General features: G+C 58.0%; 21 protein-coding genes. 11 read left to right on the top strand and 10 right to left on the bottom strand.

All coding sequences use genetic code 11. From position 1 onward, the window contains the following. Positions 1-62: 62 nt before the first annotated feature. The gene (locus AC3CHX_RS24520) at positions 63-494 is read left to right on the top strand and encodes a gamma-butyrobetaine hydroxylase family protein (protein ID WP_488630571.1); all 432 of its coding nucleotides are present in this window, start codon (positions 63-65) and stop codon (positions 492-494) included. Between the two features lie 25 nt (positions 495-519). On the opposite strand, the gene AC3CHX_RS24515 is transcribed toward AC3CHX_RS24520, so the two are convergent. The 5 genes from AC3CHX_RS24515 to AC3CHX_RS24495 all read right to left on the bottom strand — a co-directional run bounded on the left by AC3CHX_RS24515 (position 520) and on the right by AC3CHX_RS24495 (position 6,433). Further along, entirely contained in the window at positions 520-1,212 is a 693-nt protein-coding gene (locus tag AC3CHX_RS24515; RefSeq protein WP_488630570.1) for an HAD family hydrolase, read from the bottom strand. Positions 1,213-1,383: 171 nt separating this feature from the next. After that, positions 1,384-2,367: a carbohydrate kinase family protein gene (locus AC3CHX_RS24510; protein ID WP_488630569.1), complete on the bottom strand. Its 984-nt coding sequence runs from the start codon at positions 2,365-2,367 to the stop codon at positions 1,384-1,386. A gap of 190 nt (positions 2,368-2,557) precedes the next feature. Beyond that, positions 2,558-3,679: a sugar ABC transporter permease gene (locus tag AC3CHX_RS24505; RefSeq protein ID WP_488630568.1), complete on the bottom strand. Its 1,122-nt coding sequence runs from the start codon at positions 3,677-3,679 to the stop codon at positions 2,558-2,560. Between the two features lie 6 nt (positions 3,680-3,685). Beyond that, a complete protein-coding gene (locus AC3CHX_RS24500) occupies positions 3,686-5,230 on the bottom strand; it encodes a sugar ABC transporter ATP-binding protein (protein ID WP_488630567.1) in 1,545 nt (514 codons plus the stop codon). Positions 5,231-5,374: 144 nt separating this feature from the next. Further along, on the bottom strand, positions 5,375-6,433 hold the full coding sequence (locus AC3CHX_RS24495) for a sugar ABC transporter substrate-binding protein (RefSeq protein WP_488630566.1): 1,059 nt from the start codon (positions 6,431-6,433) through the stop codon (positions 5,375-5,377). A gap of 250 nt (positions 6,434-6,683) precedes the next feature. Here AC3CHX_RS24495 and AC3CHX_RS24490 point away from each other — a divergent pair, with 250 nt between their 5' ends. Continuing rightward, complete coding sequence (locus AC3CHX_RS24490) at positions 6,684-7,823, top strand: sugar-binding domain-containing protein (RefSeq protein ID WP_488630565.1); 1,140 nt, start codon at positions 6,684-6,686, stop codon at positions 7,821-7,823. A 71-nt stretch (positions 7,824-7,894) separates the two neighbouring features. On the opposite strand, the gene AC3CHX_RS24485 is transcribed toward AC3CHX_RS24490, so the two are convergent. The 4 genes from AC3CHX_RS24485 to AC3CHX_RS24470 all read right to left on the bottom strand — a co-directional run bounded on the left by AC3CHX_RS24485 (position 7,895) and on the right by AC3CHX_RS24470 (position 13,093). After that, the gene (locus AC3CHX_RS24485) at positions 7,895-9,025 is read right to left on the bottom strand and encodes a 2-aminoethylphosphonate--pyruvate transaminase (RefSeq protein ID WP_488630564.1); all 1,131 of its coding nucleotides are present in this window, start codon (positions 9,023-9,025) and stop codon (positions 7,895-7,897) included. A 60-nt stretch (positions 9,026-9,085) separates the two neighbouring features. After that, positions 9,086-10,822 (bottom strand): putative 2-aminoethylphosphonate ABC transporter permease subunit, encoded by a 1,737-nt coding sequence (locus AC3CHX_RS24480; protein WP_488630563.1) that lies wholly within the window; start codon positions 10,820-10,822, stop codon positions 9,086-9,088. Further along, the gene (locus AC3CHX_RS24475; protein WP_488630562.1) at positions 10,819-11,946 is read right to left on the bottom strand and encodes a putative 2-aminoethylphosphonate ABC transporter ATP-binding protein; all 1,128 of its coding nucleotides are present in this window, start codon (positions 11,944-11,946) and stop codon (positions 10,819-10,821) included. The genes AC3CHX_RS24480 and AC3CHX_RS24475 overlap by 4 nt, the downstream gene beginning before the upstream one ends. 88 nt (positions 11,947-12,034) lie before the next feature. Next, a complete protein-coding gene (locus AC3CHX_RS24470) occupies positions 12,035-13,093 on the bottom strand; it encodes a putative 2-aminoethylphosphonate ABC transporter substrate-binding protein (RefSeq protein ID WP_488630561.1) in 1,059 nt (352 codons plus the stop codon). A 311-nt stretch (positions 13,094-13,404) separates the two neighbouring features. On the opposite strand from AC3CHX_RS24470, the gene AC3CHX_RS24465 reads away from it, so the two are divergent. The 5 genes from AC3CHX_RS24465 to AC3CHX_RS24445 all read left to right on the top strand — a co-directional run bounded on the left by AC3CHX_RS24465 (position 13,405) and on the right by AC3CHX_RS24445 (position 18,931). Beyond that, positions 13,405-14,130, top strand: coding sequence for a phosphonate utilization associated transcriptional regulator (locus AC3CHX_RS24465; protein ID WP_488630560.1), 726 nt, complete (start codon positions 13,405-13,407; stop codon positions 14,128-14,130). Further along, entirely contained in the window at positions 14,130-15,359 is a 1,230-nt protein-coding gene (gene phnA, locus AC3CHX_RS24460) for a phosphonoacetate hydrolase (RefSeq protein WP_488630559.1), read from the top strand. Before AC3CHX_RS24465 ends, phnA begins: the two co-directional genes overlap by 1 nt. A 97-nt stretch (positions 15,360-15,456) precedes the next feature. Next, positions 15,457-16,914 carry a phosphonoacetaldehyde dehydrogenase gene (gene phnY, locus AC3CHX_RS24455; protein WP_488644925.1) on the top strand — a complete coding sequence of 486 codons (1,458 nt, stop codon included), beginning with the start codon at positions 15,457-15,459 and terminating at the stop codon, positions 16,912-16,914. A gap of 4 nt (positions 16,915-16,918) precedes the next feature. Next, positions 16,919-17,470, top strand: a complete 552-nt coding sequence (locus AC3CHX_RS24450; RefSeq protein WP_488630558.1) for a phosphonate degradation HD-domain oxygenase — start codon at positions 16,919-16,921, stop codon at positions 17,468-17,470. 72 nt (positions 17,471-17,542) lie between these two features. After that, complete coding sequence (locus tag AC3CHX_RS24445; RefSeq protein ID WP_488630557.1) at positions 17,543-18,931, top strand: FAD-dependent oxidoreductase; 1,389 nt, start codon at positions 17,543-17,545, stop codon at positions 18,929-18,931. Here the strand turns inward: AC3CHX_RS24445 and AC3CHX_RS24440 are convergent, their stop codons facing one another. Further along, positions 18,932-19,654 carry a hypothetical protein gene (locus tag AC3CHX_RS24440; protein ID WP_488630556.1) on the bottom strand — a complete coding sequence of 241 codons (723 nt, stop codon included), beginning with the start codon at positions 19,652-19,654 and terminating at the stop codon, positions 18,932-18,934. It abuts the gene before it with no gap. 94 nt (positions 19,655-19,748) lie between these two features. On the opposite strand from AC3CHX_RS24440, the gene ubiE reads away from it, so the two are divergent. The 4 genes from ubiE (at position 19,749) to ubiB (ending at position 23,763) form a co-directional block, all read left to right on the top strand. Beyond that, complete coding sequence (gene ubiE, locus AC3CHX_RS24435) at positions 19,749-20,483, top strand: bifunctional demethylmenaquinone methyltransferase/2-methoxy-6-polyprenyl-1,4-benzoquinol methylase UbiE (protein ID WP_488630555.1); 735 nt, start codon at positions 19,749-19,751, stop codon at positions 20,481-20,483. A gap of 20 nt (positions 20,484-20,503) precedes the next feature. Next, positions 20,504-21,448, top strand: coding sequence for a Tim44 domain-containing protein (locus AC3CHX_RS24430; RefSeq protein WP_488630554.1), 945 nt, complete (start codon positions 20,504-20,506; stop codon positions 21,446-21,448). Positions 21,449-21,574: 126 nt separating this feature from the next. Next, positions 21,575-22,186: a ubiquinone biosynthesis accessory factor UbiJ gene (locus AC3CHX_RS24425; protein ID WP_488630553.1), complete on the top strand. Its 612-nt coding sequence runs from the start codon at positions 21,575-21,577 to the stop codon at positions 22,184-22,186. Continuing rightward, a complete protein-coding gene (gene ubiB / locus AC3CHX_RS24420; RefSeq protein WP_488630552.1) occupies positions 22,183-23,763 on the top strand; it encodes a ubiquinone biosynthesis regulatory protein kinase UbiB in 1,581 nt (526 codons plus the stop codon). Before AC3CHX_RS24425 ends, ubiB begins: the two co-directional genes overlap by 4 nt. The last annotated feature ends 34 nt before the right edge of the window (positions 23,764-23,797 follow it).

Raw genomic sequence — 23,797 nt, 5'->3', positions numbered from 1 at the left:
TTGTTACCTATCTACGTAACGCATCACCAAATTCCCCATCGATTTTTACCCACGGATAAATCATGCTCGGCTCCAAACAATCTGCTCCAACTCCGATCCCCGTATCGTTCACCGCGCGGCAGCAATCGCGCGTGCTGGAAATCGTTTTTGACGACGGCGCCGCTTTCTCGCTGCCGTTTGAACTGCTGCGCGTGTATTCGCCGTCAGCCGAAGTGCAAGGGCACGGCGAAGGTCAGCAGACGTTGCAAACAGGCAAGCGTAACGTCACGTTGGCGGCCCTGGATCCAGTTGGAAATTACGCCGTCAAACCGACCTTTTCCGATGGCCACGAAAGCGGTATTTTTACCTGGAATTACCTGTACAAATTAGGCCGCGAGCAGGATGCGCTGTGGGAAGATTATTTGCAGCGCCTGGATGCGGCGGGGCATGGACGCGAGGCCGGGCGGGATTTGTCGATGACGGCCAAGACTGCCGGCGGTCATGGTTGCGGCTGATCACTGTTCCCTTTCTCCCCGGCCCCTAAATTGCTTTGGAGGATGTCCTGAGGCGCAATGACATCATCACTTCATCGTCCAACTCGTCGAGATCCGTCACGATCAGGTCCGCGCCCGCCAACCGGGCAACGTCGCCATAGCGATGAATGCCGACACAGAAGAACCCGCCGCGCTTGGCGGCCTGCACGCCGACCGCGGCGTCTTCGAATACAACGCAATCGTCCACCGCCAGGCCCATGTCACGCGCGGCCTTGAGAAAGGCTTCGGGGTGCGGCTTGCCGAACTCGACATCGTCGCCGCCGATGACGGCATCGATCGCATCGAGCAAGCCTATTTTCTCCAGGATGGACTTCACGTTGGTGCTGCTTGAGGCAACAGCCATGCGGATGTCCCTTTGGCGCCACCGGCCAATGAAACGATTCGACGAATCGAACCTGCTGTAAAGGCCGTTTTCTATATTGTCAATAAAGTAATTATTCTTGATCTCAGCGGCCAGCGCGAGCCGTTGCGGATCGGCGTCGGTCATGACGGCCCGTAGCGCGTCGAGGCGCGGGCGGCCGTCGATTTCCCGCTCGTACAGTTCGTTCGTGAACGGATAGCCGAATTCCTGGAACGTCCGGCCCCATGCCTGGATATGCGCGGGCACCGTGTCGACGAGCACGCCGTCCAGGTCGAAAATGAAACCGCGTAGCGCGGGGCGATCACCGAACTTGTTCATATCCGCATTCCGATGGCGTGGCTGGGTGCAGCACTGGCAGAGTTGATCGAAGACGGCAATCGGCCTTGGGCCGTGCCGCCTGGAGATTTAGCGATAAGTCGTTCATTGGTGCCTGTTGCATGATTCGTCATTCGGTTCCGGGAAAGGCAAAGTCGAGCCGCATGGCAGGCGTCAGCGGGATGCGGCTTCACCGTAGGTTATAGCGATCTGGCGCTCGGTGCCTTCGAGGCTTTCGTAGATGGCGAGCGCGCTTCCGGCACATCGCTGGGCACCGATCGCGTTGCCGTATTGGCAGGCCTTTACGTAGTCGCCTGTCTTGAGGTAGCCGAACGCCAGCCCGGCGGCGAAGGAGTCGCCGCAGCCGGTGGTGTCGACCACGTGTTTGACCTGCACGCGCTGGACGAAATGCTCCTGGATCTTGCCGCTTGCGTCACGGAAATAGACGACGCAGCCATGCTGATCCAGCGTCACGCAGACGGCCTTGACGCCGAGCTCGATGCAGTGAGTAGCGAATTTCGGCAGTTCGTCGAGGCCGATGTCCGACCCATCCTGCAGCGCCTCGAACGTATAAGCCGACTTGAACCAGCTGCAGCCGGCCTCCTGCAAGTTCATCTTGAGGATGTCGATATAGGGCAGCCACAGATCGCGCTCGAACCAGAACTTGTGGACGCGCTCGCCATTGCGCGTGATCGCGTTGGTCGGTCCATGCGCATCGAGAATCACGATCCCCGCACTGTTCTGCTTGATATAGGCCAGGGTGGCGCACGGCACCTCGTAGTCGGAGATCGGCAGGCAGATGAACGCGTCGCTGTCGAGGAGACCGGCGACATCGCCCGGCACGATCGGCGCCATGAAACCGGTCTGCCGTTCGAGCCGCGTGTTCTGGTCGAGATAGGTCAGCGAGACGATATCCCCGCCGTCCGCGCTCGAGGAGACATGCTGCAGATCGACGGATGGAAATGCTGACAAGATGTCTCGAACCTTCGGCGCGTCGCTCTCGCTCACATGCGTGACCGGTACGATGCGATCCTCCTTGCCGACGAGCATCGACAGCGCCGCCGTCGTGTAGATGACGCAGCCGTATTTTTCGAACACGTCACCCTTGTGGGTTGCAACCATATCTCTCGGGATAGGGCCGAGTACACTGATTTTCATTGGCTTGCTTTGCTTAAGGCAGGGCGTCCTTCGACGTCTTGCGCGTACCGGATCGCGCCGTAAGATCGCAGACATCGCAAGGCATTCCCGGGATCGATGGAACGCCGCCGGCCGTGGGAGGGGCGAGGCGGCGCGCTTACGCCTAGTTTCCATTAATTTGTGCCATGGTGTAAAGGCCGGCGACGACGGGCTATTTCCGCTTCTGGAGGACGTCGAACCAGACCGCCAGGATGATGATCAATCCCTTGATGATGAGCTGGTAGAAGGTCGACACGCCAAGCAGGCTCATGCCGTTGTTGAGCACGCCGATGATCAGCGCGCCGATGATGGTGCCGCCGATCGTGCCGGAGCCGCCGGCCAGGCTGGTGCCGCCGATCACCACGGCGGCGATCGCATCCAGTTCGAACATGGTGCCGAGATTGGGCGAGGCGCCGTTCAGTCGTGAGGCCAGCAAGATGCCCGCCAGCGCCGACAGTACCGAAACCGACACGTATACGATCATCTTGGTCTGGAAAGTGTTGATGCCGGACAAGCGGGCCGCTTCCTCGTTGCCGCCCATGGCGTAGAGCCGTCGGCCGACGCGAGTGTTCTTGAGGATAAAGATTGCGATGCCGGCGATGACGGCAAAGATGGCAACCGGAACCGGCAGACCGTCATCGCGCCCGAAGATGAAGACGGCGAGCGCCAAGCCGATGGCGGCCACGATGACGTTCGTTACCAGCTTGTCGACCGCCACGGCCGCGCCGTATTTCTTGCTTTGCGCCAGGCCCCTGACGAGCGAGTAGGCATACAGCGCCGCGACGATCGCCAGGATCACCAGGGCCGCCGTGGGCGGAATATAGGCGCCGCCAATGTTCGCGAACGACGGGTCGGAAACCGGGACCGAACTGCCGCCGGTCAAGGTCAACGCCGCACCGCGGGCGATGGTCAGCATACCCAGCGTGATGATGAACGGCGGTATCTTGTAATGCGCGATCCAGAAACCGTTCCAGACGCCGATGAAGCCGCCGACGATGACCAGCGTGAGCGGCACTGCCAGCCAGACGCTTAATCCATATTGCATGAGCAGCGTCACGGCAACCGCGGCCACACCGACAACCGAGCCGACCGACAGATCGATGCCGGCGGTCAGGATCACTGCGGTCATGCCGACTGCGATAATGCCGACGATGGTGACTTGCCGCGCCAGGTTGCTGAGATTGCGCGCGGTGAAAAACGAGTCGTCGGCAAAAGCCAGCCCGACGGTCAGGACGACAAGCGCAATCAGTGTTGCGTTAGTCTTGATGAAATGGAGCAGATGATTTTTTTGCATTGCAGTTCACTTTCCCGGCCGGCGTGCGCCGGTCGCGTATTCCATGATGGTTTCTCGGTCGGCGCTGTTGCGCGTGAATTCAGCGACGATGCTGCCCTCGGCCATGACCAGTATCCTGTCGCTCATGCCGAGCACCTCCGGCAACTCGGACGAAATGATGATGATGGCGACGCCTTCTTCCGCCAGTTTGGTCAGCAGTTTGTAGATTTCGACCTTGGCGCCGATGTCGATGCCGCGCGTTGGCTCGTCGAGGATGAAAAGCTTCGGGCACGAGTTGAGCCACTTGCCCAGGATGACCTTCTGCTGGTTGCCGCCGCTGAGCGTGCCGATGACCGTCTCGATGCTGGCCGTTTTCACGCCGAGTTGCTTGACATATTGGTTGACCAGCACGCGTTCCTTGCCGGCATCGATGACGCCGAGAAGCTTGCTGCTGATTGTCTTCAGCGAGCTGATCGTCGTGTTGAAGGTGATCGATTCGCCGAGGAACAGGCCGAGCGCTTTCCGGTCCTCGGTGAGCAGCGCGATGCCGTGGCTGATCGCGTCGCGGGGCGAGCGGATTGCGACCTGCTTGCCGTCGATGAAGACCTCACCGCGGGTAGCTCCCGGAAACGCGCCGAATATGCCGGAGACCAGTTCAGTCCGTCCGGCGCCCATGAGTCCGCAAATGCCCAGGATTTCGCCGCGATAGGACGAGAACGATGCGTTCTTGACCTTCTTCTCGCCTGGCAGGTCGGGATGATCGACTTCCAGGTTCCTGACTTCCAGGAATTTTTCGCCGCGAATCTGCTCTCGCTTGGGGAACATGTCCTTGATGTCGCGGCCGACCATTCTGGCAATGATCTGGTCGAGCGTAATCTCGGCAATCGGCGTAACGGCGCCGATGGTCTGGCCGTCGCGCAGCACGACGATGCGGTCGGCGATCTGCTGTATCTCCTCCATTTTGTGGGAGATGTAGCACATGCAGACGCCGTCTTTTTTCAGCTTCCGGATGATCCTGAACAGATCGGCCACTTCCTTTTCGGTCAGCGCGGAAGTGGGCTCGTCCAGCACAAGAATCCGCGCACGCTTGGAAAGCGCCTTCGCAATCTCTACCATCTGCTGTTTGCCGACGGTGATGCTCTTGACCAGGTCGGTTGGCTTGAAATCCTTGATGCCCAGCTCATCGAGGAGAGCCTGCGTCTCCGCATTCAGCTTCTGCCAATCGATGGCGCCGACAGCGTTCGTGGATTGGCGGTCGAGGAAGATGTTTTCGGCAACGGTCATCTCGGGAATCAGGTTCAATTCCTGATAGATGATCGCCACCCCGGCCTCTTCGGCTTCGCGGGTGTTGTGAAATCTTTTTCTCTCGCCTTTTATGTAAATGTCGCCCTGATAAGTAGAGCAAGGCCACACACCGCTGAGAACTTTCATCAACGTGGATTTTCCGGCGCCGTTCTCGCCCATCAGAGCGAGAAGCTCCCCGGATCGCGCTTCGAAATTCACGTTGTCCAGCGCTTTGACGCCGGGAAACTCCTTAACAATGCGCTCCATCTTCAAAATGACTTCAGACATTGGCTTACACCTTGATTGTATGGGTATCCCTGCTGTGACCAGGACACAGGATTTCAGCTCTCCCGGTGATGCCGGTAAGCTTTAGGACGGGCGCAACCGCGCGCTCCGATTGGCGGGGCTGCGGGCGCATGCGAACGCGTCTGGTTAGTTGCCGTAGACCTGCTTGTGGGAGTAGAACCCCTCGGCGATGATCGTGCTGTCCAGGTTCTTCCGGTCAACCAGCACGACCGGTGTGACGATTGTGGGCACGTCGACCGCACCGTTGTTGATCATCTTGTCGACCTTCAGGATGGTCTTCGGATCCTTGCCGGGGTTTTGCGCGAGTTTCACGGCCACTTCGGCGGCCGTCTCGGCGAGCGGCGCGATTTTCTTCCAGACCTCGGCCGCTTCCTTGCCTTTGGCGATGTATTGCATGTTGACCAGGTCGGCGTCGGAGCCGGCGACGAACACCTTGTCGGCGCTAGCCAGGCCTTGGGCATCCAGGGCGGCGATCACGCCGCGCGCCATGCCGCTGTTGTTGCAGATGATGGCGTCGACCTTGTTGTGGTATTTCGTGAGCAGGTTCTCGGTGGTCGCCATCGCTTTGTCAGGCGACCATCCTTCGTGCGCCTGGTCGGCAATCAGCTTGAGACCGGGGTTGGCCTTCAGGACTTCCAGTACGCCGCTGCTCATTGCATTGGCGTTGGAATCCCCGGGTTGTCCCCTGATCAGCGCCACGTTGCCCTTGACCGCGCCGTTCTTGAGCTTGAGCCAATCGACCATGGCTTTCGCCTGGGCTCGGCCGACGGCCCAACTGTCCTGCATGACCATGGCGTCGAGTGGGCCGTTGACCAGCATCGAGTCGTAGCCGACGACCTTGACGCCGCGTTGGTGCGCGGACTTGACCATGCTGCCGGCGGTGCCGCTGTTGACCGGCTGCATGACGATGACTTGCGCACCCTTCGACACCATGTTCTCGAAGGCCGCCAACTGGGTTTGCTCGTCGTTGTTGGCCGAGTCGAAGATGACGTCGGCGCCGAGCGCCTTGGCCTTGGCAATGAATGCCGCTTTGTCGCGCTGATAGCGCTCCTCTTGCATGGTCTTGAGAAGGAAGCCGATCTTGATCTTGTCGGCGGCTTGGGCGGGAATGGCGGACAAGCCAAAGGGTGCGGCCAACAGGCACGCCATTCCGATGACCACGGCTCTGCGATGGAACTTCATCATGTGTCTCCTTTTAGGAAGTTATTGTCGATCCGCGTTGGACAGATCGTTCTTGGTTGGCTTCTGGATTGCCCAGTAGCGGAACTCTTGGGAAGTGATCCTACGGTGCTTGAACACGCGTTGCAATAAAAATAACCATCTGGCATACTTATGCCGGCATATATATGCATAACTGCCTTCGCGGCCGCATGAACAGCGAGGTCGCGTTGCATGGCGCGCGGCTTGCGCGAGCAATCTTTTTTTGGGGGATGTCGTGGCAAATAACGAACCGCTCTTGCGCGAACTGCGCACTCAGCAAGCCGCGTATCTGTATGCGCGGCATGGTATGTCTCAAGAAGAGATCGCCCGGCGACTGGGCGGCATATCGCAGTCGCATGTCTCCCGGCTCCTGGCGCGTGCGCAGGAGATCGGCTTGCTCGTCACCGAGCAACGATTCGTTGAAGAAATGGTGCCGGTCGAGCGGATGAACGAGGTTCGCCGCGTTCTCGAATCGCAGGAGCTCTCGATCTCGCTCGAAAAGTTCGCACGCAAGACGGGCGGTATCGGTCCAAGGCTGAGCGTCTTCGACAGCGGCGAACAGGGCGACACGCCTGCGGCCGTGCGCGATCAGGGCCGCCGCTTCGGCCGCGCGGCGAGCGGCCGGCTGGCCGAACTCGTCTCAGGCGCGAGCGTGGTAGGTGTGGCCTGGGGTAGCACCCTGAACTTCCTGATCGACGGCTTGCCGCCGATCGCGACGCGCTCGGCCCGGGCGGTCGTGCAATTCGTCCCAATCTGCGCGGAACTCGTGGCGCTCGACGTTCCCGACTTTTCATCATCCTGGCTGGCCGCTCGCCTCAATCAGATCTTCAACGGCGATCATGGGATGAGACTGCAAATGACCGGCATTCCCGCTTTCATCCCCAAGCGGTACGGCGAAGCAAAGGCGCGCGCCATTCGCGAATACATTTGCGAGACGGCATCCTATGAAAAGATATTCATCGGTCCGAACTCCTTTGTGGACCGGATGGACACGCTGATCACGAGCGTCGGATCGGCAAGCGCGCCGGTCCGGGGCAGTACGGCGGAACTATTGATGGCGGCGGAAATCGACGCAGACACGCTGCGGGAACTGGTCGTCGGGGACATCGGGGGCATCCTGATCCCGAAGCCGACGCTGACGCCGGCAAGGAAACACCTGGTCGATGAAATCAACGGAATGTGGACTGGACTCAGCCTGGATCGGCTGGCCGCTATCGCCAAACGGGCGGTTGGCGGCCGCGGCCGTGGCGGCAACATCGTCGTCGCCTTCGGTCGCGACAAACTCGAAAGCCTGGTCCAGGCGATCCGGATGGGTCTAGTCAACGAACTGATCATCGACCGCGATCTGGAAAGCGCGCTTAATGAAGCGTTGTGATTCGGGTTTCATCGTGTCAGGGTGGCCAGCAATGCGTAAACTAATTTATCCTAGACCAGCTAAAGCGGGTTTTAAGAGTTCATCGCATTCCTCGTCTTGATCCCCATCTCCCGGAATGCATCGCCGATTGCGTGTACCGCCTGCCGCATTTCATCTGCGCCAATCGCACCGATACAACCGATGCGGAAGGTTTCCGCCTGTGTCAGTTTGCCTGGATACAGCACGAATCCTTTGTCGCGCACCTGGTTATAGAAACGCTTGAATTCGTAATTGCTGCTGTCGGGCGCATGGATCGTCACGATGATCGGCGCCTGGATCTGCGGATCGAGAAATGACTTCAGTCCGAGTTCCTGCATGCCAGCCATCAGTGCTTCATAATTTTTCCGATAGCGCGCCAGCCGGGCCGGCTGACCGCCTTCCGCGACAAACTGCTTCAGGGCCTGATGAAATGCCGCCACGATATGGGTTGGCGGCGTGAAACGCCACTGTGTGGTTTTCTCCATGTAGCTCCACTGATCGTACAGATCCAGCGATAGCGAAGTCGCGTTGCCTGCGGCTTTTTCCAGCACGCTTTTGCGGACCAGCACAAAGCCCATTCCCGGTGGCCCTTCAATGCATTTGCCGCTGGCGGCAATCAACGCGTCGAAAGGCAGCTTGGCAGCATCGACTGCGAGTGCGCCGAATGAGCTCATCGCGTCAATGATCAGGCTGCGTTGATGGCGGACGACAACGTCGGCGATCTCCTGCAGCGGATTCAGGATGCCGGTACTGGTTTCGCAATGGATCAGGCCGACGTGGGTGATGCTGAGGTCAGCGCTGAGCAGATGCTCGACATCGGCCGCCGTGGTCGGTACATCTTCCGCTGTTTCAAATACCGAGACCTTGCGTCCCATCATCTCCACCAGCCGGGCCATGCGTTTGCCGTAAGCGCCGTTGATCAGCACCAGCATGTGGCCGTCGCGTGGCAGCAGCGTATTCACCGCCGCTTCAATCGAGAACGTGCCGCTGCCTTGCATCGGTACGCAGACGTGGTGTTCGTGCGCATTCGCGATATCCAGCAATTGCTTGCGGACTTCAGCGGTGATGGCGTTGAACGAGGCATCCCACGAACCCCAGTCACGCAGCATGGCGGTCTTGGTGGCGAGGGAGGTGGTCAATGGTCCTGGAGTGAGAAGGATGGGATCGCGGCTAACGAGGCTCATGGCATTTCCTTTGGTTGGGGACAGGAGAAATATTAACTTTAATGAATAGCGGCAACCAGCTCAAACGGTGCGGCGCCAGCGCTGCGCTTTTTTCAGCAACACGCGGGTAGTCAGCGCATACAGGCCGCATACCAGCGCCGAAGTCAGTACGATCAGCGTCGCCATCGCGGTGGCTGGCCCGATCTTCCCTTCGGCTTCCAGATTCAGGATCGCGACCGACGCCAGCGTGGTATCCGGCGCGTACAGAAACACCACGGTCGAGATGGTGGTCATGGCGTTGATGAACAGGTAACGACCGATATCCAGCACCGCCGGCAGGCAGACCGGCACGGTGACGCGCAAGAAGGTTTTGTAGAACGGCACCTTGAGCGAGGCGGATACTGCTTCGAACTCGTTATCGATGGCTTTCAGCGCCGTCACAGCCGTCAGATAGCTGGAGGTGAAGTAATGCACCACGGTCGACAGCACCAGAATCAGCATGCCGTGATACAGAAAGCTCAACGGGTTGGAAGGATGATTGAAGAACATGATGTAGCCCAGACCCAGCACCAGTCCCGGCACGCCCATAGGCAACAACGCCAGCATCCTGATCACGGGGCGCACGCCATTCAGGCCGCGGGTCTTTTCGACCAGATAAGCGCTGCTGAAGATCAGCGTGGTACCGAAGATGACCACATACAGCGCCAGTTTCAGGCTGTTCAAATACGATTCCAGGATGCCGCCTTCAACCAGGCCGAAATAGTAATGGTCGAAACTCAGCGACAGGTTGTAGGGCCAGAGTTTGATGAACGACGTAAAAATGGCCATGCCCAGCACCGCCAGCATCAACGCGCAGATGATCGCGCAATAGAGCAGCATCAATGCATCGAAGCCGCGACTTTTCTTGGGTACGTAAGGCACTGCACGCGCCGATAATTGCGATTGCAGCTTGCGCCGGATCGTGAAATCGATGACGAAAGCCATGAGTGCCGGCAACAACAGCAGCAGACTGACGACCGCGCCTTTGTTGAAGTTCTGCTGGCCGATGACTTGCTGATAAACATCCATCGCCAGCACATTGAACTCGCCGCCGATCACTTTCGGGACGCCGAAATCGTTGACGGTGAAGGTGAACACCACCAGCGCCGCGCTAATCAAACCGTACTTGGCGCCTGGCAGCGTGATCGTCCAGAACTTGCGCATGGTGCTGGTACCCAGCGATTCAGCCACTTCGTACAAGCGGCCATCGGCCAGTGTCAGTGCGGTGATGATGATCATCAGTGCATGCGGGAACACGCCGTAGGTTTCGCTGATGATGATGCCGAGCGGACCGTAAATCGTGCTGCCGCCGAGCAGGCCTTTGAGTACGCCCTGGGTGCCGAACCACTGGATGAAGGAGATCGCCGCCAGCAGCGACGGCGCTAAAATCGGAATCAGCGACAGGGTGCGAAACAAGCGCTTGCACGGCATCATGCTGCGCGTCAGTGCGTATGCAAAGGTGAACGCGGTCGGGATCACCAGCAGCGTGACCGAGGTTGCAATCATCAGCGTATTGGCGACCGATTGGCGTAGCGCCGGGGTCGACATGTATTCGACGAATTGGCGCAGGCCGACGTAACGGCCATCCTGATCCTGCACGCTTTGGATCAAAATCATCAGCACCGGCATCAGCAGGAAGATGGCCAGCCCGATGCAGACGCACAGCAACAGCAAGTGGCCGATGCGGTCGTGCCAATGGCTTTGCTGGCGGCCCCGGCCTCTGCACGATTTGAAGGCTGGCGCGGCTGTCATCGACAACGCGTTGGCGGACCTGCTCATGCTGCCTCCGCCACCGCGGGCATGGCACGGCGGTCGCCGTCCTGATCGGGATACACCCGTATCCGTTCGGGCAGCAATCCATACAGCACTTTACTGCCGACGCTCAGGCGCAACTCTTTCAACAGATTCAGCGACATGGAAGCAAGCACCGGTTGTTGCTCCATGCCCTCGAGTGCCACCGTCAGGTAACTGAAGGCCCCCAGGAATTCGATTTTCAGCACCTGCGCCATGGCGTTGTTGCGGGTCCGGTTTTCTGCATCGCGGGCGACAAAATCTTCGGGCCGCAAATACACCTTGACCGGATCGCCGGCCGGCACATGATCGACCCGCGATTCGCAGTGGAAATCCAGATTGCCGATGCGGAAGCGGCCGTCGCCGAGCGAGGTGCCGCGCAGGATATTCACTTTGCCGACGAACGCGGCGACAAACGGCGAACCCGGCTGCAAATAGATCTGTTGCGGCGTGCCGATCTGTTCGATCTCGCCCTGATTCATGACCACGATGCGGTCGGCCATCGTCAGCGCTTCTTCCTGGTCATGCGTGACCATGATGGTGGTGACGCCCAACCGTTGCTGCAACTGGCGGATTTCACCGCGCAGGCGCACCCGTTCCAGTGCGTCCAGTGCCGATAACGGCTCGTCCAGCAACAGCAGGCCGGGCGCGGTGGCCAGGGCGCGTGCCAGTGCAATGCGCTGTTGCTGGCCGCCGGATAGCTGACCCGGGAATTTGTTGCCGCTGGTCGGCAAGCCTGCCAGTGTCAGCAATTCTTCGACGCGGGTCGTGGTGCTGGCCCGCGATTGCCCGCGGTTAACCAGTCCGTAGGCGACATTTTCGGCAATGCTCAGATTCGGGAACAGCGCGTACGACTGAAACACGATGCCATAGTCGCGCTTGATCGGCGGCAGCCACGAAATATCTTTCCCGGCTTGGCTGATGCGCCCCTGATCCTGACTTTCGAGGCCTGCGATGATGCGCAACAGCGTGGTCTTTCCACAGCCGGAGGGGCCCAGAAAGCAGACAAACTCGCCTTCTGCAATGGTCAGATTGATGTCGCGCAAGGCGTGGAAGTTACCGAAAGACTTCGAGATGTTTTCAAGTACCAGATACTGATTCTGCTTGGGCATGGCAAATCCTCTCTTGATAATGTCCTTACGCCAGAGCTAAAAAGTTGCCGCTCAACCCGCTGAATGGCAAATTTTAGCGCCGGGGGATTTACTTCTTTTCTGCTTTGGCGTTATACCGGTCGCCCCATTCGGCAAGAATGCGGGCGCGATTCTTGGCGGACCAGTTGAAGTCGTTATTTGTTACCAGCAATTTTTCGTAATTTTCGGGGATGCCTTCCACTTTTTTGGCGATCCCGGGGTAGGCCACGATAGCCCACCAGGTGGCGCTGATCTGGTTAGCTTCTTTGGTGCTCATCCAATCGACCAGTTTCTTGGCCGCTTCCAGATTTTTCGTGCCCTTCATGATACCGCTGGCTTCGATATCCCAACCCAAGCCTTCTTGCGGGAAAATCAGCTCGACCGGCGCGCCGCTGCCCTTGACTTGATGCGCCCGGAATTCAAATGAAATGCCGATCGGGAATTCGCCAGTGCCGGCCATGGTGCAAGGCTTGGAGCCGGAATGGGTGTATTGCGCAATGTTTTGATGCAGCGCATCCATGTATTTCCAGCCGTCGGCCTCACCGAACATTTGCAGCCAGGCAGTGACGTCCAGATAGCCGGTGCCACTGGAGGCCGGATGCGGCATGACGATCTGGCCCTTATAGATAGGCTTGGTCAGATCTTTCCAGCTGGTCGGTTTGGGCAGATTCAGCTTCTTGGCTTCGATGGTGTTGAAGCAGACCGTCGCACCCCAGACATCCATGCCGACCCAGGCCGGCGGCCGGGCGCGATCGGAATAGGCCGGATTCAGGTCTTTCAGGCCGGTCGGCGCATAGGGCGTCAACATGCCGTCCTGGCTCAGCAATGCCAGGCTGCTGGCGGCGACGCCGAGCACCACATCCGCTTGCGGATTATTCTTTTCGGCCAGCAACTTGGCGGTGATGACGCCGGTAGAGTCGCGCACCCAGCGAATCTCCACATCCGGATGGGCTTTTTCAAAGCCATCCTTGTAGGCCTTCATGGCATCGCTTTCGATGGCCGTGTAAACCAGCAGCGCGGTTTTTGGCTGGGCTTGGGTCGTCCCGGCTGCCAGCGCCAGGGTCGTGATGATTGCTGCCTTGTGCAACAGTTGTAAAAATTGCGGCTTTATTTTTATGCTCATTGTCATCTCCTGTGGGGTCATCAATCAGTGTCAAAACGCTGTAATCCGTCGTTCGCTGTAATTCACCTGCACTCACCTACTTGATCCATCTCAACGCCTTCCTTGCTTCATCGGCCGGTCACAAAAGCTTGTTCTAATTGACGGTTCGCTGTTTGCGCCCGCTCGCCATCGCAAATCTCCCACTTTGTGCCAACCGTCCCATCAATTCGCAGCATTTTTGCAACTTTCTGCAGATTGCATTATGTCTCTTGTATTTTGTTGACAATCTACACCTTGTTGAATTAAAGTGCAATCACTCGTTAGATAAAAAGATCCCCATGACTACCAGCCGCACTATGAGCACCATCGCCCTGATCCAGAAAAATTCCTTGCCTTCGCTGGTGCAGAAAGAACTTGAACGCATGATTCTGGCCGGCGATCTGGTGGCGGGCGACAAGCTTAACGAGGTCACGCTGGCAGAAATGCTGGGTGTCTCACGCGGGCCGGTACGGGAGGCTTTTCGCGCACTGGAAGAGGTCGGCCTGGTGCAGCAGGAAAAAAATTGCGGTGTTTTTGTCCGCCAGATTTCACTGGAGGAAGCCGACGACATTTATGAAGTGCGCGGCGCTCTGGATGAACTGATCGGGCGCAAGCTGGCCAGCACGGTCAGCGCTGCTCAGGTCCTGGAGTTGCGTGCGCTTCTGGATCGTATGGATAGCGTCGCTGCCGGCGGTGACGTCGATGGCTATTCACGGATGAATCTGGAATTCCATGATTTGCTGTTGAACATGAGCAACAACCACAAACTGATACACACCTATCGCCGTCTGGTGAACGAGTTGAATCTGTACCGGCGCTCGGCGCTGGCGCAGAGCGGCAGTCTGCCAACCTCGACCGCCGAACACCACCGAATCGTTGATGCGATTGCTACCGGCAATCCTCAAGAGGCCGGCCACATCATGCGCGAGCATGCGATGGCCGGTCGTCACCGCATGCACCGGGCGCATGCGGCTGCAGTTGCAGCTAATCCCTCCGCCTCCCTCTCAAACCGAAAGGCTAACTAATGTCCAGCACCAAAACCCTGCAGGTCAATGGCCGCAGCTATCCGTGGATGAAGCAACCGGTCGTCGTTGTGTGTGTTGACGGTTGTGAACAGGAATATATCAATCAGGCGATACAGGCCGGTGTGACGCCGTTCTTGAAAAAAATGGTGGCACAGGGAACCGTACTCAGCGGCGACTGCGTGGTGCCCAGTTTTACCAACCCGAACAATCTGTCGATAGTCACCGGGGTCCCGCCTTCGGTACATGGCATTTGCGGGAATTATTTTCTGGACCGCGAAGCGAATCAGGAAGTCATGATGAATGATGCCAAATACCTGCGCGCCGGCACCATACTGGCGGCCTTCGCTGACGCTGGGGCCAGGGTCGCGGTCGTCACAGCCAAGGATAAATTGCGCAGTTTGCTCGGTCACAAGATGCGCGGTATTTGCTTCTCGGCCGAGACGGCCGATCAGGCCACGCTGGAACAAAACGGCATCGACAATTTGCTGGAACTGGTCGGCATGCCGCTGCCGTCCGTGTATAGCGCCGAATTGTCGGAGTTCGTGTTTGCCGCCGGCGTCAAGCTCCTGGCGACCCAGCGTCCAGACATCATGTACCTGTCGACCACCGATTACATCCAGCATAAATTTGCGCCCGGCACACCCGGTGCCAATGCTTTTTACGCCATGATGGATCACTACCTGACCCAACTCGATGCGCTGGGCGCGGTGATCGGCCTGACCGCCGATCACGGCATGAACGCCAAGACCGACAGTGCAGGGCGGCCAAACGTCATTTATCTGCAGGACATGCTGGACGCCAAGGCAGGAAGCGGAAAAACGCGGGTGATTTTGCCGATTACCGATCCGTATGTCGTGCACCACGGCGCCCTGGGTTCTTACGCCACCGTGTATCTGAACGCGGGGACGGATCTGGAGAGCGTTTCCAGGCAGATCGGCGCGCTTCCCGGCATCGAGCTGGTGTTGACGCGCGCCGATGCCGCTGCCCGCTTTGAGTTGCCGGCGGACCGTATCGGCGACCTGGTGGTGGTCAGCGAACGCCTGACGGTGATCGGTACCTCCACCACACGGCATGATTTGTCTGAACTGAAACTGCCATTGCGTTCGCATGGCGGGATATCGGAACAACGGGTGCCGCTGATGTTCAACCGTCAGCTGGGGCCGATTCCGTCCGATCATCGGCTGCGTAATTTCGACGTGTTTTACCTGGCGATGCATGCCGCGGTCTGATGTTGGTATTGCGGCACTTGGGCGGATGAAGGATGTCCAACAGCAGTGCGTCCTTGTTGCTTTATGGATAGTCAATTAATCGGGAGATGAAATGTCGATGCTAAGCGAATTGCGCAAACTCAAAGAAGGTGAACCCTTGCATCAGAAGATGCGGATTGCCGGAAAACTGGTCGGGAATGAACGTCGGATCGAAGTGCTGAATCCCTACAGCGGTGCGCTGGTCGGGACGATTCCAAAGGCGACTGTCGGCGACATCCGCGACGCCTTTCGCATCGCCCGTCAGTTCAAGTCGGCGCTGACGCGTTACGAGCGCTCCAGGATCATGTTGCGGGCGTCGGAAATATTGCGTGCCAATACCGATGCCATTTCCGATTTGATCACAGCCGAATCGGGACTGTGCAAGAAAGACTCGCTGTATGAAGTCGGCCGTGCCTGCGATGTCTTTGTGTTTGCCGCCAATCAGGCGCTGGTCGATGACGGTCAGGTGTTTTCCTGTGACCTGACGCCGCATGGCAAGCAGCGCAAGGTCTACACGATGAAAGAGCCGTTGCTCGGCGCGATTTCGGCCATTACGCCGTTCAATCATCCGCTCAATCAGGTCGCGCACAAAGTCGCGCCGTCGATCGCGACGAATAACCGGATGGTGTTAAAGCCCACCGAGAAGACCCCGTTTTCTGCGTTGCTGTTGGCCGATATTTTGTACGAAGCCGGATTGCCGCCGGAAATGTTCTCGGTAGTGACCGGCGATCCAAAGGAAATCGCCGACGAAATGCTGACCAATCCCGATGTCGATCTGGTCACCTTCACCGGCGGCGTGCCGATCGGAAAATATATCGCCGGCAAGGCCGTCTACAAGCGTCAGGTCCTGGAGTTGGGCGGCAACGATCCGATCATCGTGATGGAAGATGCCGATATCGAAGAAGCGGCGACCCTGGCGGTGTCCGGCTCGTACAAGAATTCCGGCCAGCGCTGTACCGCGATCAAACGCATGATCGTGCATCGGGCGGTCGCTGATGAATTTGTCGAGCGGCTGGTGGCCAAGACGCGGTTGCTAAAGTTCGGCGATCCGATGGACCCCGACAACGATATGGGAACGGTGATCGATGAACGTGCGGCGATCGAGTTCGAAGCCAAGGTGAAGGATGCCGAGCGCCACGGCGCCAGACTGTTATATGGCAATATCCGCGCCGGTGCGTTGTACTCGCCGACCGTGCTGGACCACGTGCCGGCCGATTGCAAGCTGGTCGCCGAAGAAACGTTCGGGCCGGTGTCGCCCGTCATTCGCTGTACCGATATTGCCGATGCGATCCGGATTTCCAACTCGACGCCTTACGGCTTGTCGTCGTCGGTATGTACCAACCGCATGGACTACATCACCCGCTTTGTGCGCGAACTGGAAGTCGGGAGCGTGAATGTGCGAGAGGTGCCAGGCTATCGTCTGGAGCTGACGCCATTTGGCGGCATCAAAGACTCGGGTCTCGGCTACAAGGAAGGCGTGCTGGAAGCCATGAAAAGCTTCTCCAACACGAAAACCTATTCGCTGCCCTGGAACTGATCCGATGTTATCCATTCCAGAAATCTGCGCGTTGTTCGAGGCTGGCGGGGATGCCATGTATGCCGGCGAACCGGTCACGCAACGCCAGCATGCCCTGCAAGCGGCAACGCTGGCCGAGCAGGCCGGGGCCACGCCGGAACTGATCTGCGCCGCATTGCTGCATGACCTCGGGCACCTGCTGAACCCGCAGGGTGAAACGCCGTCGGCGCGCGGCATTGACGATACGCATCAGTATTTTGCGATCCCGTATCTGCGTGGTGTGTTTGGTTCGGCAGTCCTGGAGCCGATTCGCTTGCACGTGGATGCCAAGCGCTATTTGTGTGCGACCGATGCCGCCTATTTTGACAAGCTGTCGGAAGACTCCAGGCGCAGCCTTGCATTGCAAGGTGGCGTGTTTTCTGCCGAAGCTGCCGCAGCATTCATCGTCCGGCCTTACGCCGCGGATGCGCTACGTTTGCGGCGCTGGGACGACCTGGCGAAAGATCCCGGCATGGTCACTCCGGGACTACCGTATTTCGCTGCGTTGATGGCGCGCTGCGGGACGGTCGGCGCGTAGCGCCACTCATCGAATCATCGCTTTACATCAGTGGTCTCCGTTGCACTTTTTCACTCTTGAGGATAGCTTCCCATGCGCCCATTCTGGCTGGAACACGCACTGTCGATTGACGGAGAATTGACGCCTGCATTACAAGGCGCTCAGCGCGCCGACGTTGGCATTGTCGGCGGCGGCTTTACCGGCCTCTGGACCGCCTTGCAACTGAAGCAGCAGAATCCGGCGCTGGATATTGCGATTATCGAAAGCGATCTGTGCGGCGCCGGCGCCAGCGGCCGCAATGGCGGTTGCTTGCTGACCTGGACCACCAAGTTCTTTACGCTGCGCCGTTTGTTTGGAGAGGCCGAAGCGATACGCCTGGCGCAAGCGTCCGAAGCGGCGGTAACGCATATTGCCGAGTTCTGTCGCAAGCATCGGATCGATGCCGAATTTCGTCAGGATGGCACCTTGTACACCGCGACCACGCAGGCCCAGATGGGCGTGCTGGACCCGGTGTTAAAGGAGCTGGACAAACACGGAATCAATTCGTATCAGCCGCTGTCAACTGCCGAAGTGCAGCGGCGCTCAGGTTCGGCGCGGAATCTGGCCGGCGTGTATTCGCCACTGGCGGCCACTGTGCATCCCGGCAAACTGGTGCGCGGCTTGCGCCGGGTGGCGCTGGAAATGGGCATCCGGATTTATGAGAGAACGCCGATGCTGACATTTGCGCCCGGTCGGCAAGTAACGATACAAACGCCAGCGGGCACCCTGCAAGTCGGCCAGATGGTGTTGGCCATGAATGCCTGGATGGCAAGCCGCTTCCCTCAATTTGAACGCACGCTGGCAGTGGTTTCCAGCGATATGGTGATAACCGAAAAATGTCCTGAACTGCTGCGGCAGATCGGCCTCAAGGACGGCGTTTCGGTACTTGATTCACGTACTTTTGTGTTCTATTACCGGACGACTGAAGACGGCCGTCTGATGTTGGGCAAGGGCGGCAACACTTTTGCCTGGCGCGGCCGGATTCTGCCGGTCTTTGATCAGCGTTCGCCTTACGAAGATCAACTCAAGCAAAGTTTGCATGCATTCTTCCCGGCGCTGGCCGAGGTGCCGATTACCGCCAGCTGGAACGGGCCGTCGGATCGTTCGGTCACCGGTTTCCCTTTCTTCGGGAAACTCGATAATCATCCGAATATTTTCTATGGTTTCGGTTATTCGGGGAACGGCGTCGGACCGACTTACATGGGCGGCCAGTTATTGTCGTCGCTGGTGCTTGGACTCGACAATGCATGGAGTCGCAGCCCGCTGGCCGATGGCCCGCGCGGCAGCTTTCCGCCAGAACCGATCCGTTATCTGGGATCGCTGGTAGTGCGCAATGCGATCCGCCGCAAGGAACGGGCCGAAGATCTGGAGCGCCAGCCCTGGCTGCTGGATCGGATGCTGAGCAAGCTGGCGAATGCGGCGGGCAAAGCTGATAAAGCCTGATCAGGAACCATGCGACCATTTATCAAATGGTATGGGTCCCGATTTTTCAGCGGTCTTGACCGTTGTGCCATTTGACACCAATGCGTCAGCATCGGCCGCCTGGTTCCGATTCAGGCGCCAGGACTGGATCACTTCCTTGTGAAATAGCCAGTCGTTTGCTTTGCTGTCATATTTGAACGTTACGTAGTCGATCCAGTGCTGACCGCAGGCAACTGCGTTCTCGACGGTAAAAAAATGGTTTTTGATAACCAGGCCGGCGTTGGTCTTGTCAAACGGATCGCACTGACCGCCATCTGCAATGGTCAATACAATATTGTCATTTCTTTTGGCAAGGTCGAACGCGCCATTTTTATTCTGGATAAAAATCAATAAGGGGCGCTTGCTGCCTTCTCGGCTTGTATCAAAAACCTGTTGTTCTTTCTTGCTTTTCAGGACCACCAGATAATCGACGCGGTTGTCGTTATTCAGCAATCCACCCTGGAACTTCAATACTTCATATCCGGCCGGTATTTGCTGCAGCACGCCTGTTGGCAGTGCGCTGTCTTGCGCCAAAGCGATTTGTGACGACAGTACAAACAAAAATAGCAAATTTCGCATCGTTAAGCGCTCTGTAGAGAGGCGGTGCGGGGGGATTCCAGAATATGCCAAAACGGCAGTTGATGCCGGTCCTTTTTTCAACCGGCATCGCCGCATATCGGCACGCGCCTTGATCTTGCCGTGCACGGCCGGTTTTGTCGCTGCCTTCTATTTTGTGCATGGCAACAAGATCAGGAGACGGGCTTGTATAATGCATCCCTGCTCTAACAAGGTTGCCAACATGACCAATACCACCCATTTCGGTTACAAAACTGTCTCGGAAGAAGACAAGGTACATAAAGTCGCCGAGGTTTTTCATTCGGTCGCCTCCAAATACGACGTCATGAACGACCTGATGTCGGCTGGCATGCACCGCCTGTGGAAAGCCTTCACGATTGCCCAGGCTGGGATACGTCCCGGTTTCAAAGTGCTCGATATTGCCGGCGGCACCGGCGATCTGGCCAAGGCTTTTGCCAAGCGCGCCGGGCCGACTGGCGAGGTGTGGCTGACCGATATCAATGAATCGATGCTGCGGGTCGGGCGCGACCGCGTCTTGAATACTGGCTTGTCCACCCCCACTTTGCTATGTGACGCTGAAAAATTGCCGTTTCCCGATAATTATTTCGATCGGGTGTCGGTCGCCTTCGGTTTGCGCAATATGACCCATAAGGATGTGGCGCTGTCTGAAATGCGCCGTGTCCTGAAGCCGGGCGGCAAGCTGTTGGTGCTGGAATTTTCCAAAGTCTGTGCGCAGCTCAAGAAGCCATATGACGTGTATTCGTTTTCGGTATTGCCATGGTTGGGCAAGAAAATTGCCAACGACGCCGAAAGCTACCGCTATCTGGCTGAGTCAATCCGCATGCATCCTGATCAGGAAACCCTGAAACAGATGATGCAGGAAGCCGGGCTTGAGCGCGTGCAGTACTTTAATTTAACTGCTGGTGTGGCGGCGTTGCACACCGGGATCAAACTGTAAGTACCCTGCCAGGAGGCGGTATGAAGAAAATATTTGTCGTACTGATGTTGGTCATGAGCGCGTTGGCGCTCACCCTTTCGAACGCGGAAGCACGACGCCTGGGCGGTGGCGGCTCATTCGGCAAGCAGTCTTCCGGCATTTCCCGCTCGGTGCCGACTAGTCCGACTAGTCCGATGCAACCAGGCCCGACTGCAAATCAGGCGCGTCCGGCCGCGCCGGCCGCCGCACCCGGCGTACCGCCCAAACCGGCCAGTCCGTTGAAGGGTCTCCTCGGCGGCGCTTTGCTTGGTCTGGGCCTGGGAGCGTTGATGTCGCACTTCGGTTTCGGCGGTGCTGCCGGATCGTTCCTGATGATCGCGTTGCTGGCATTTGCGGCGATTTTCGTGGTGCGGATGCTGATGCGCAAGAATAGTGCTGCGCCTGCCGGCCCTTTCCCGAGCGCTTACTCCGGCAATGCGGTGAACGACCCGGTGAGCAACAGTCACTCTGGATTTACGCCGGAAATCGGCTCTCGTCTCGACGCTGCACGGCCTGCCACATTGCAAACTGAACAGCCGGCACTGGCTGATCACGTTAGTGCGCCATGGGGCATTCCGGCGGATTTCGATGTTCCGGGTTTTGTACGCACAGCGAAAACCTATTTCATTCGGCTGCAAGCGGCGTGGGACCGGGCTGACACCAACGATATTCGGGAATTCACCACGCCGGAAATGTTTGGCGAACTGAAAATGCAATTGCAGGAGCGCGGCGCTACCGCCAACAATACCGATGTGGTGCAACTCGACGGCGAATTGATGGGCATCGAAACGGTTGGTACCAATTATCTCGCCAGCGTTAAATTCAGCGGCCTGATCAAGGAAGTGCCGGAAGCGTCGGCCGAGCCATTTACCGAGGTGTGGAATCTGTCCAAGCCGGTATCCGGGCCGGGTGGCTGGATCCTCGCAGGGATTCAGCAAGTCAATTAAATGTGTTTTGCGTAAGTGTTTCCAGCCGGCGGCGCTATCTGCCTGCAGATGCGCCATAAGTTTTAAACCGCTTCTGATAAACTTGGACCGCCCGTGAATTGTCACGGGCGGTTTTGTTTTGTGACCATGACTCCTCCATTCAATTTCATACCTATCACCGCTGCCGTCAACCACCTACTGGCACAAGAGCCGTGGGCACAGCGCAAGCTGGACGTCCATGCGGGCAAGATCGCCTGCATTGACGGCGGTGCCATGGTCCTGAAATGGCAAATCACCGTTGACGGCATGCTGCAGGCCGCGCCGGCCGAGACCGAACCGAATGTCACGATACGGCTCAAGTTAGTCGATCTGCCATTGATGGCGCAGGACCGTGAGCGGGCGTTTTCCTACGTCAAAATCGAGGGCGATGCCGATCTGGCGAATGCGATTTCGCAAGTCGGGCAGGGCTTGCGCTGGGATGCGGAACACGATTTGAGCAAGCTGGTCGGCGATATTGCCGCTACCCGGCTGGTCGCGGGAGCCAAGGCGACCGTGGCGGCGCTGCAAACCACGCATCAGAAGCTGGCGGAAAATCTCGCCGAATATTTTCTCGAGGAACAGCCGTTGCTGGTACGACCGCACGAGGTTTCCGATTTCACCAATGACGTAACGAAATTGCGCGATGACCTGGAACGGCTCTCCAAGCGTATAGAGCGCATCGAACGCACAAAAAATGCAATGAAAGCCGGGCACCAATGATTCTGAAATTCCTGCGGGTTCTGAAAATCGTGCGCGTCGCAGTACGCTACGGTTTGGACGATATTGTGGTGTCCGGGCTGGACAAGCCACGCATTTCGAAGTTGATCAATTGGCTGTTTTTCTGGCGCGATCTTACGGCTCCGCGTGGTCAGCGTTTGCGCAAGGCGCTGGAAGAGCTGGGCCCGATTTTCGTTAAATTCGGCCAGGTGCTATCGACCCGGCGCGACCTGGTGCCGGGCGATATCGTCGACGAGCTGGCGAATCTGCAAGACCGCGTGCCGCCATTCAGTTCGGACCTTGCCATCGCGCAAATTCAGAAATCGCTGAAAGCGCATCCGGATCAGCTATTCGCCAGCTTTGAGCGCGAGCCGGTGGCCTCGGCTTCGATTGCGCAGGTCCATTTTGCGATGCTGAAAAACGGCCGGGAAGTGGCGGTCAAGGTGCTGCGTCCCGGCATGAAAAAATCGATCGACGAAGATGTTGCGTTGATGCATTTTGCCGCCAGGCTGATCGAAAAAATATGGGCTGAGGGCAAACGCTTGAAGGCGCGGGAGGTGGTCGGCGAGTTTGATAAATATCTGCATGACGAACTCGATCTGATGCGCGAGGCTGCCAACGGCAGCCAGCTACGCCGTAATTTCCTCGACTCCGAATTGTTGCTGGTGCCGGAAATGTTCTGGGACTATTGCTCATCGTCGGTGATCGTGATGGAGCGCATGCATGGGATTCCGATTTCGCATCTGGAGCGTTTGCGCGCTGCCGGCGTCGATCTGGAGAAGCTGTCGCGGGACGGTGTCGAGATTTTCTTCACCCAGGTATTCCGGGATGGATTCTTTCACGCCGATATGCACCCGGGGAACATCCTGGTGTCGGTCGCGCCTGCCACGTTTGGCCGCTATATCGCTCTGGATTTCGGTATCGTCGGCACCTTGAATGACTTTGATAAAGACTATCTGTCGCAAAACTTCCTGGCTTTTTTTCAGCGCGATTACAAGCGCGTCGCTGAAGCGCATATCGAGTCTGGCTGGGCGCCGAAAGAGACGCGCGTGGACGAACTCGAATCGGCAGTGCGCGCTTGTTGCGAGCCGATTTTTGATCGCCCCCTGAAAGATATTTCCTTCGGTCAGGTGCTGCTGCGGCTGTTCCAGACTTCGCGCCGCTTCAATGTGGAAGTGCAGCCGCAACTGGTATTACTGCAAAAGACCCTGCTCAATGTCGAAGGCCTGGGCCGCCAGCTGGACCCCGAACTGGATCTATGGAAAACCGCGAAGCCGTATCTGGAACGCTGGATGAGCGAACAGATTGGCTGGCGTGGATTGATACAGCATCTGAAAATCGAAGCGCCGCGTTACAGCAAATTGCTGCCGCAGTTGCCGCGTCTGGTGCATCAGGTCCTGACGCAAGTCGTCGAGGGTCCTCAGAATCAGCAGGGCGAACTGATGTTGCGTGCGATTGCGGAGCAAAAGAGGACCAATCATTTGCTCGGCGTGCTGGTGTATTTTGGCGGTGGATTATTGGGCGGGGTGTTGCTGACGCTGATTTTTCAGCGTTGGGGCTACCTGTTTTCCGGCGGATAAGAATATCCGCAGCGCGTGTTCTTGATTGATCTTA

This window comes from Glaciimonas sp. OK215, assembly GCF_057787885.1.
Note: the sequence above shows the minus strand (reverse complement) of the source record. Positions and strands in the feature narration are given on the sequence as shown.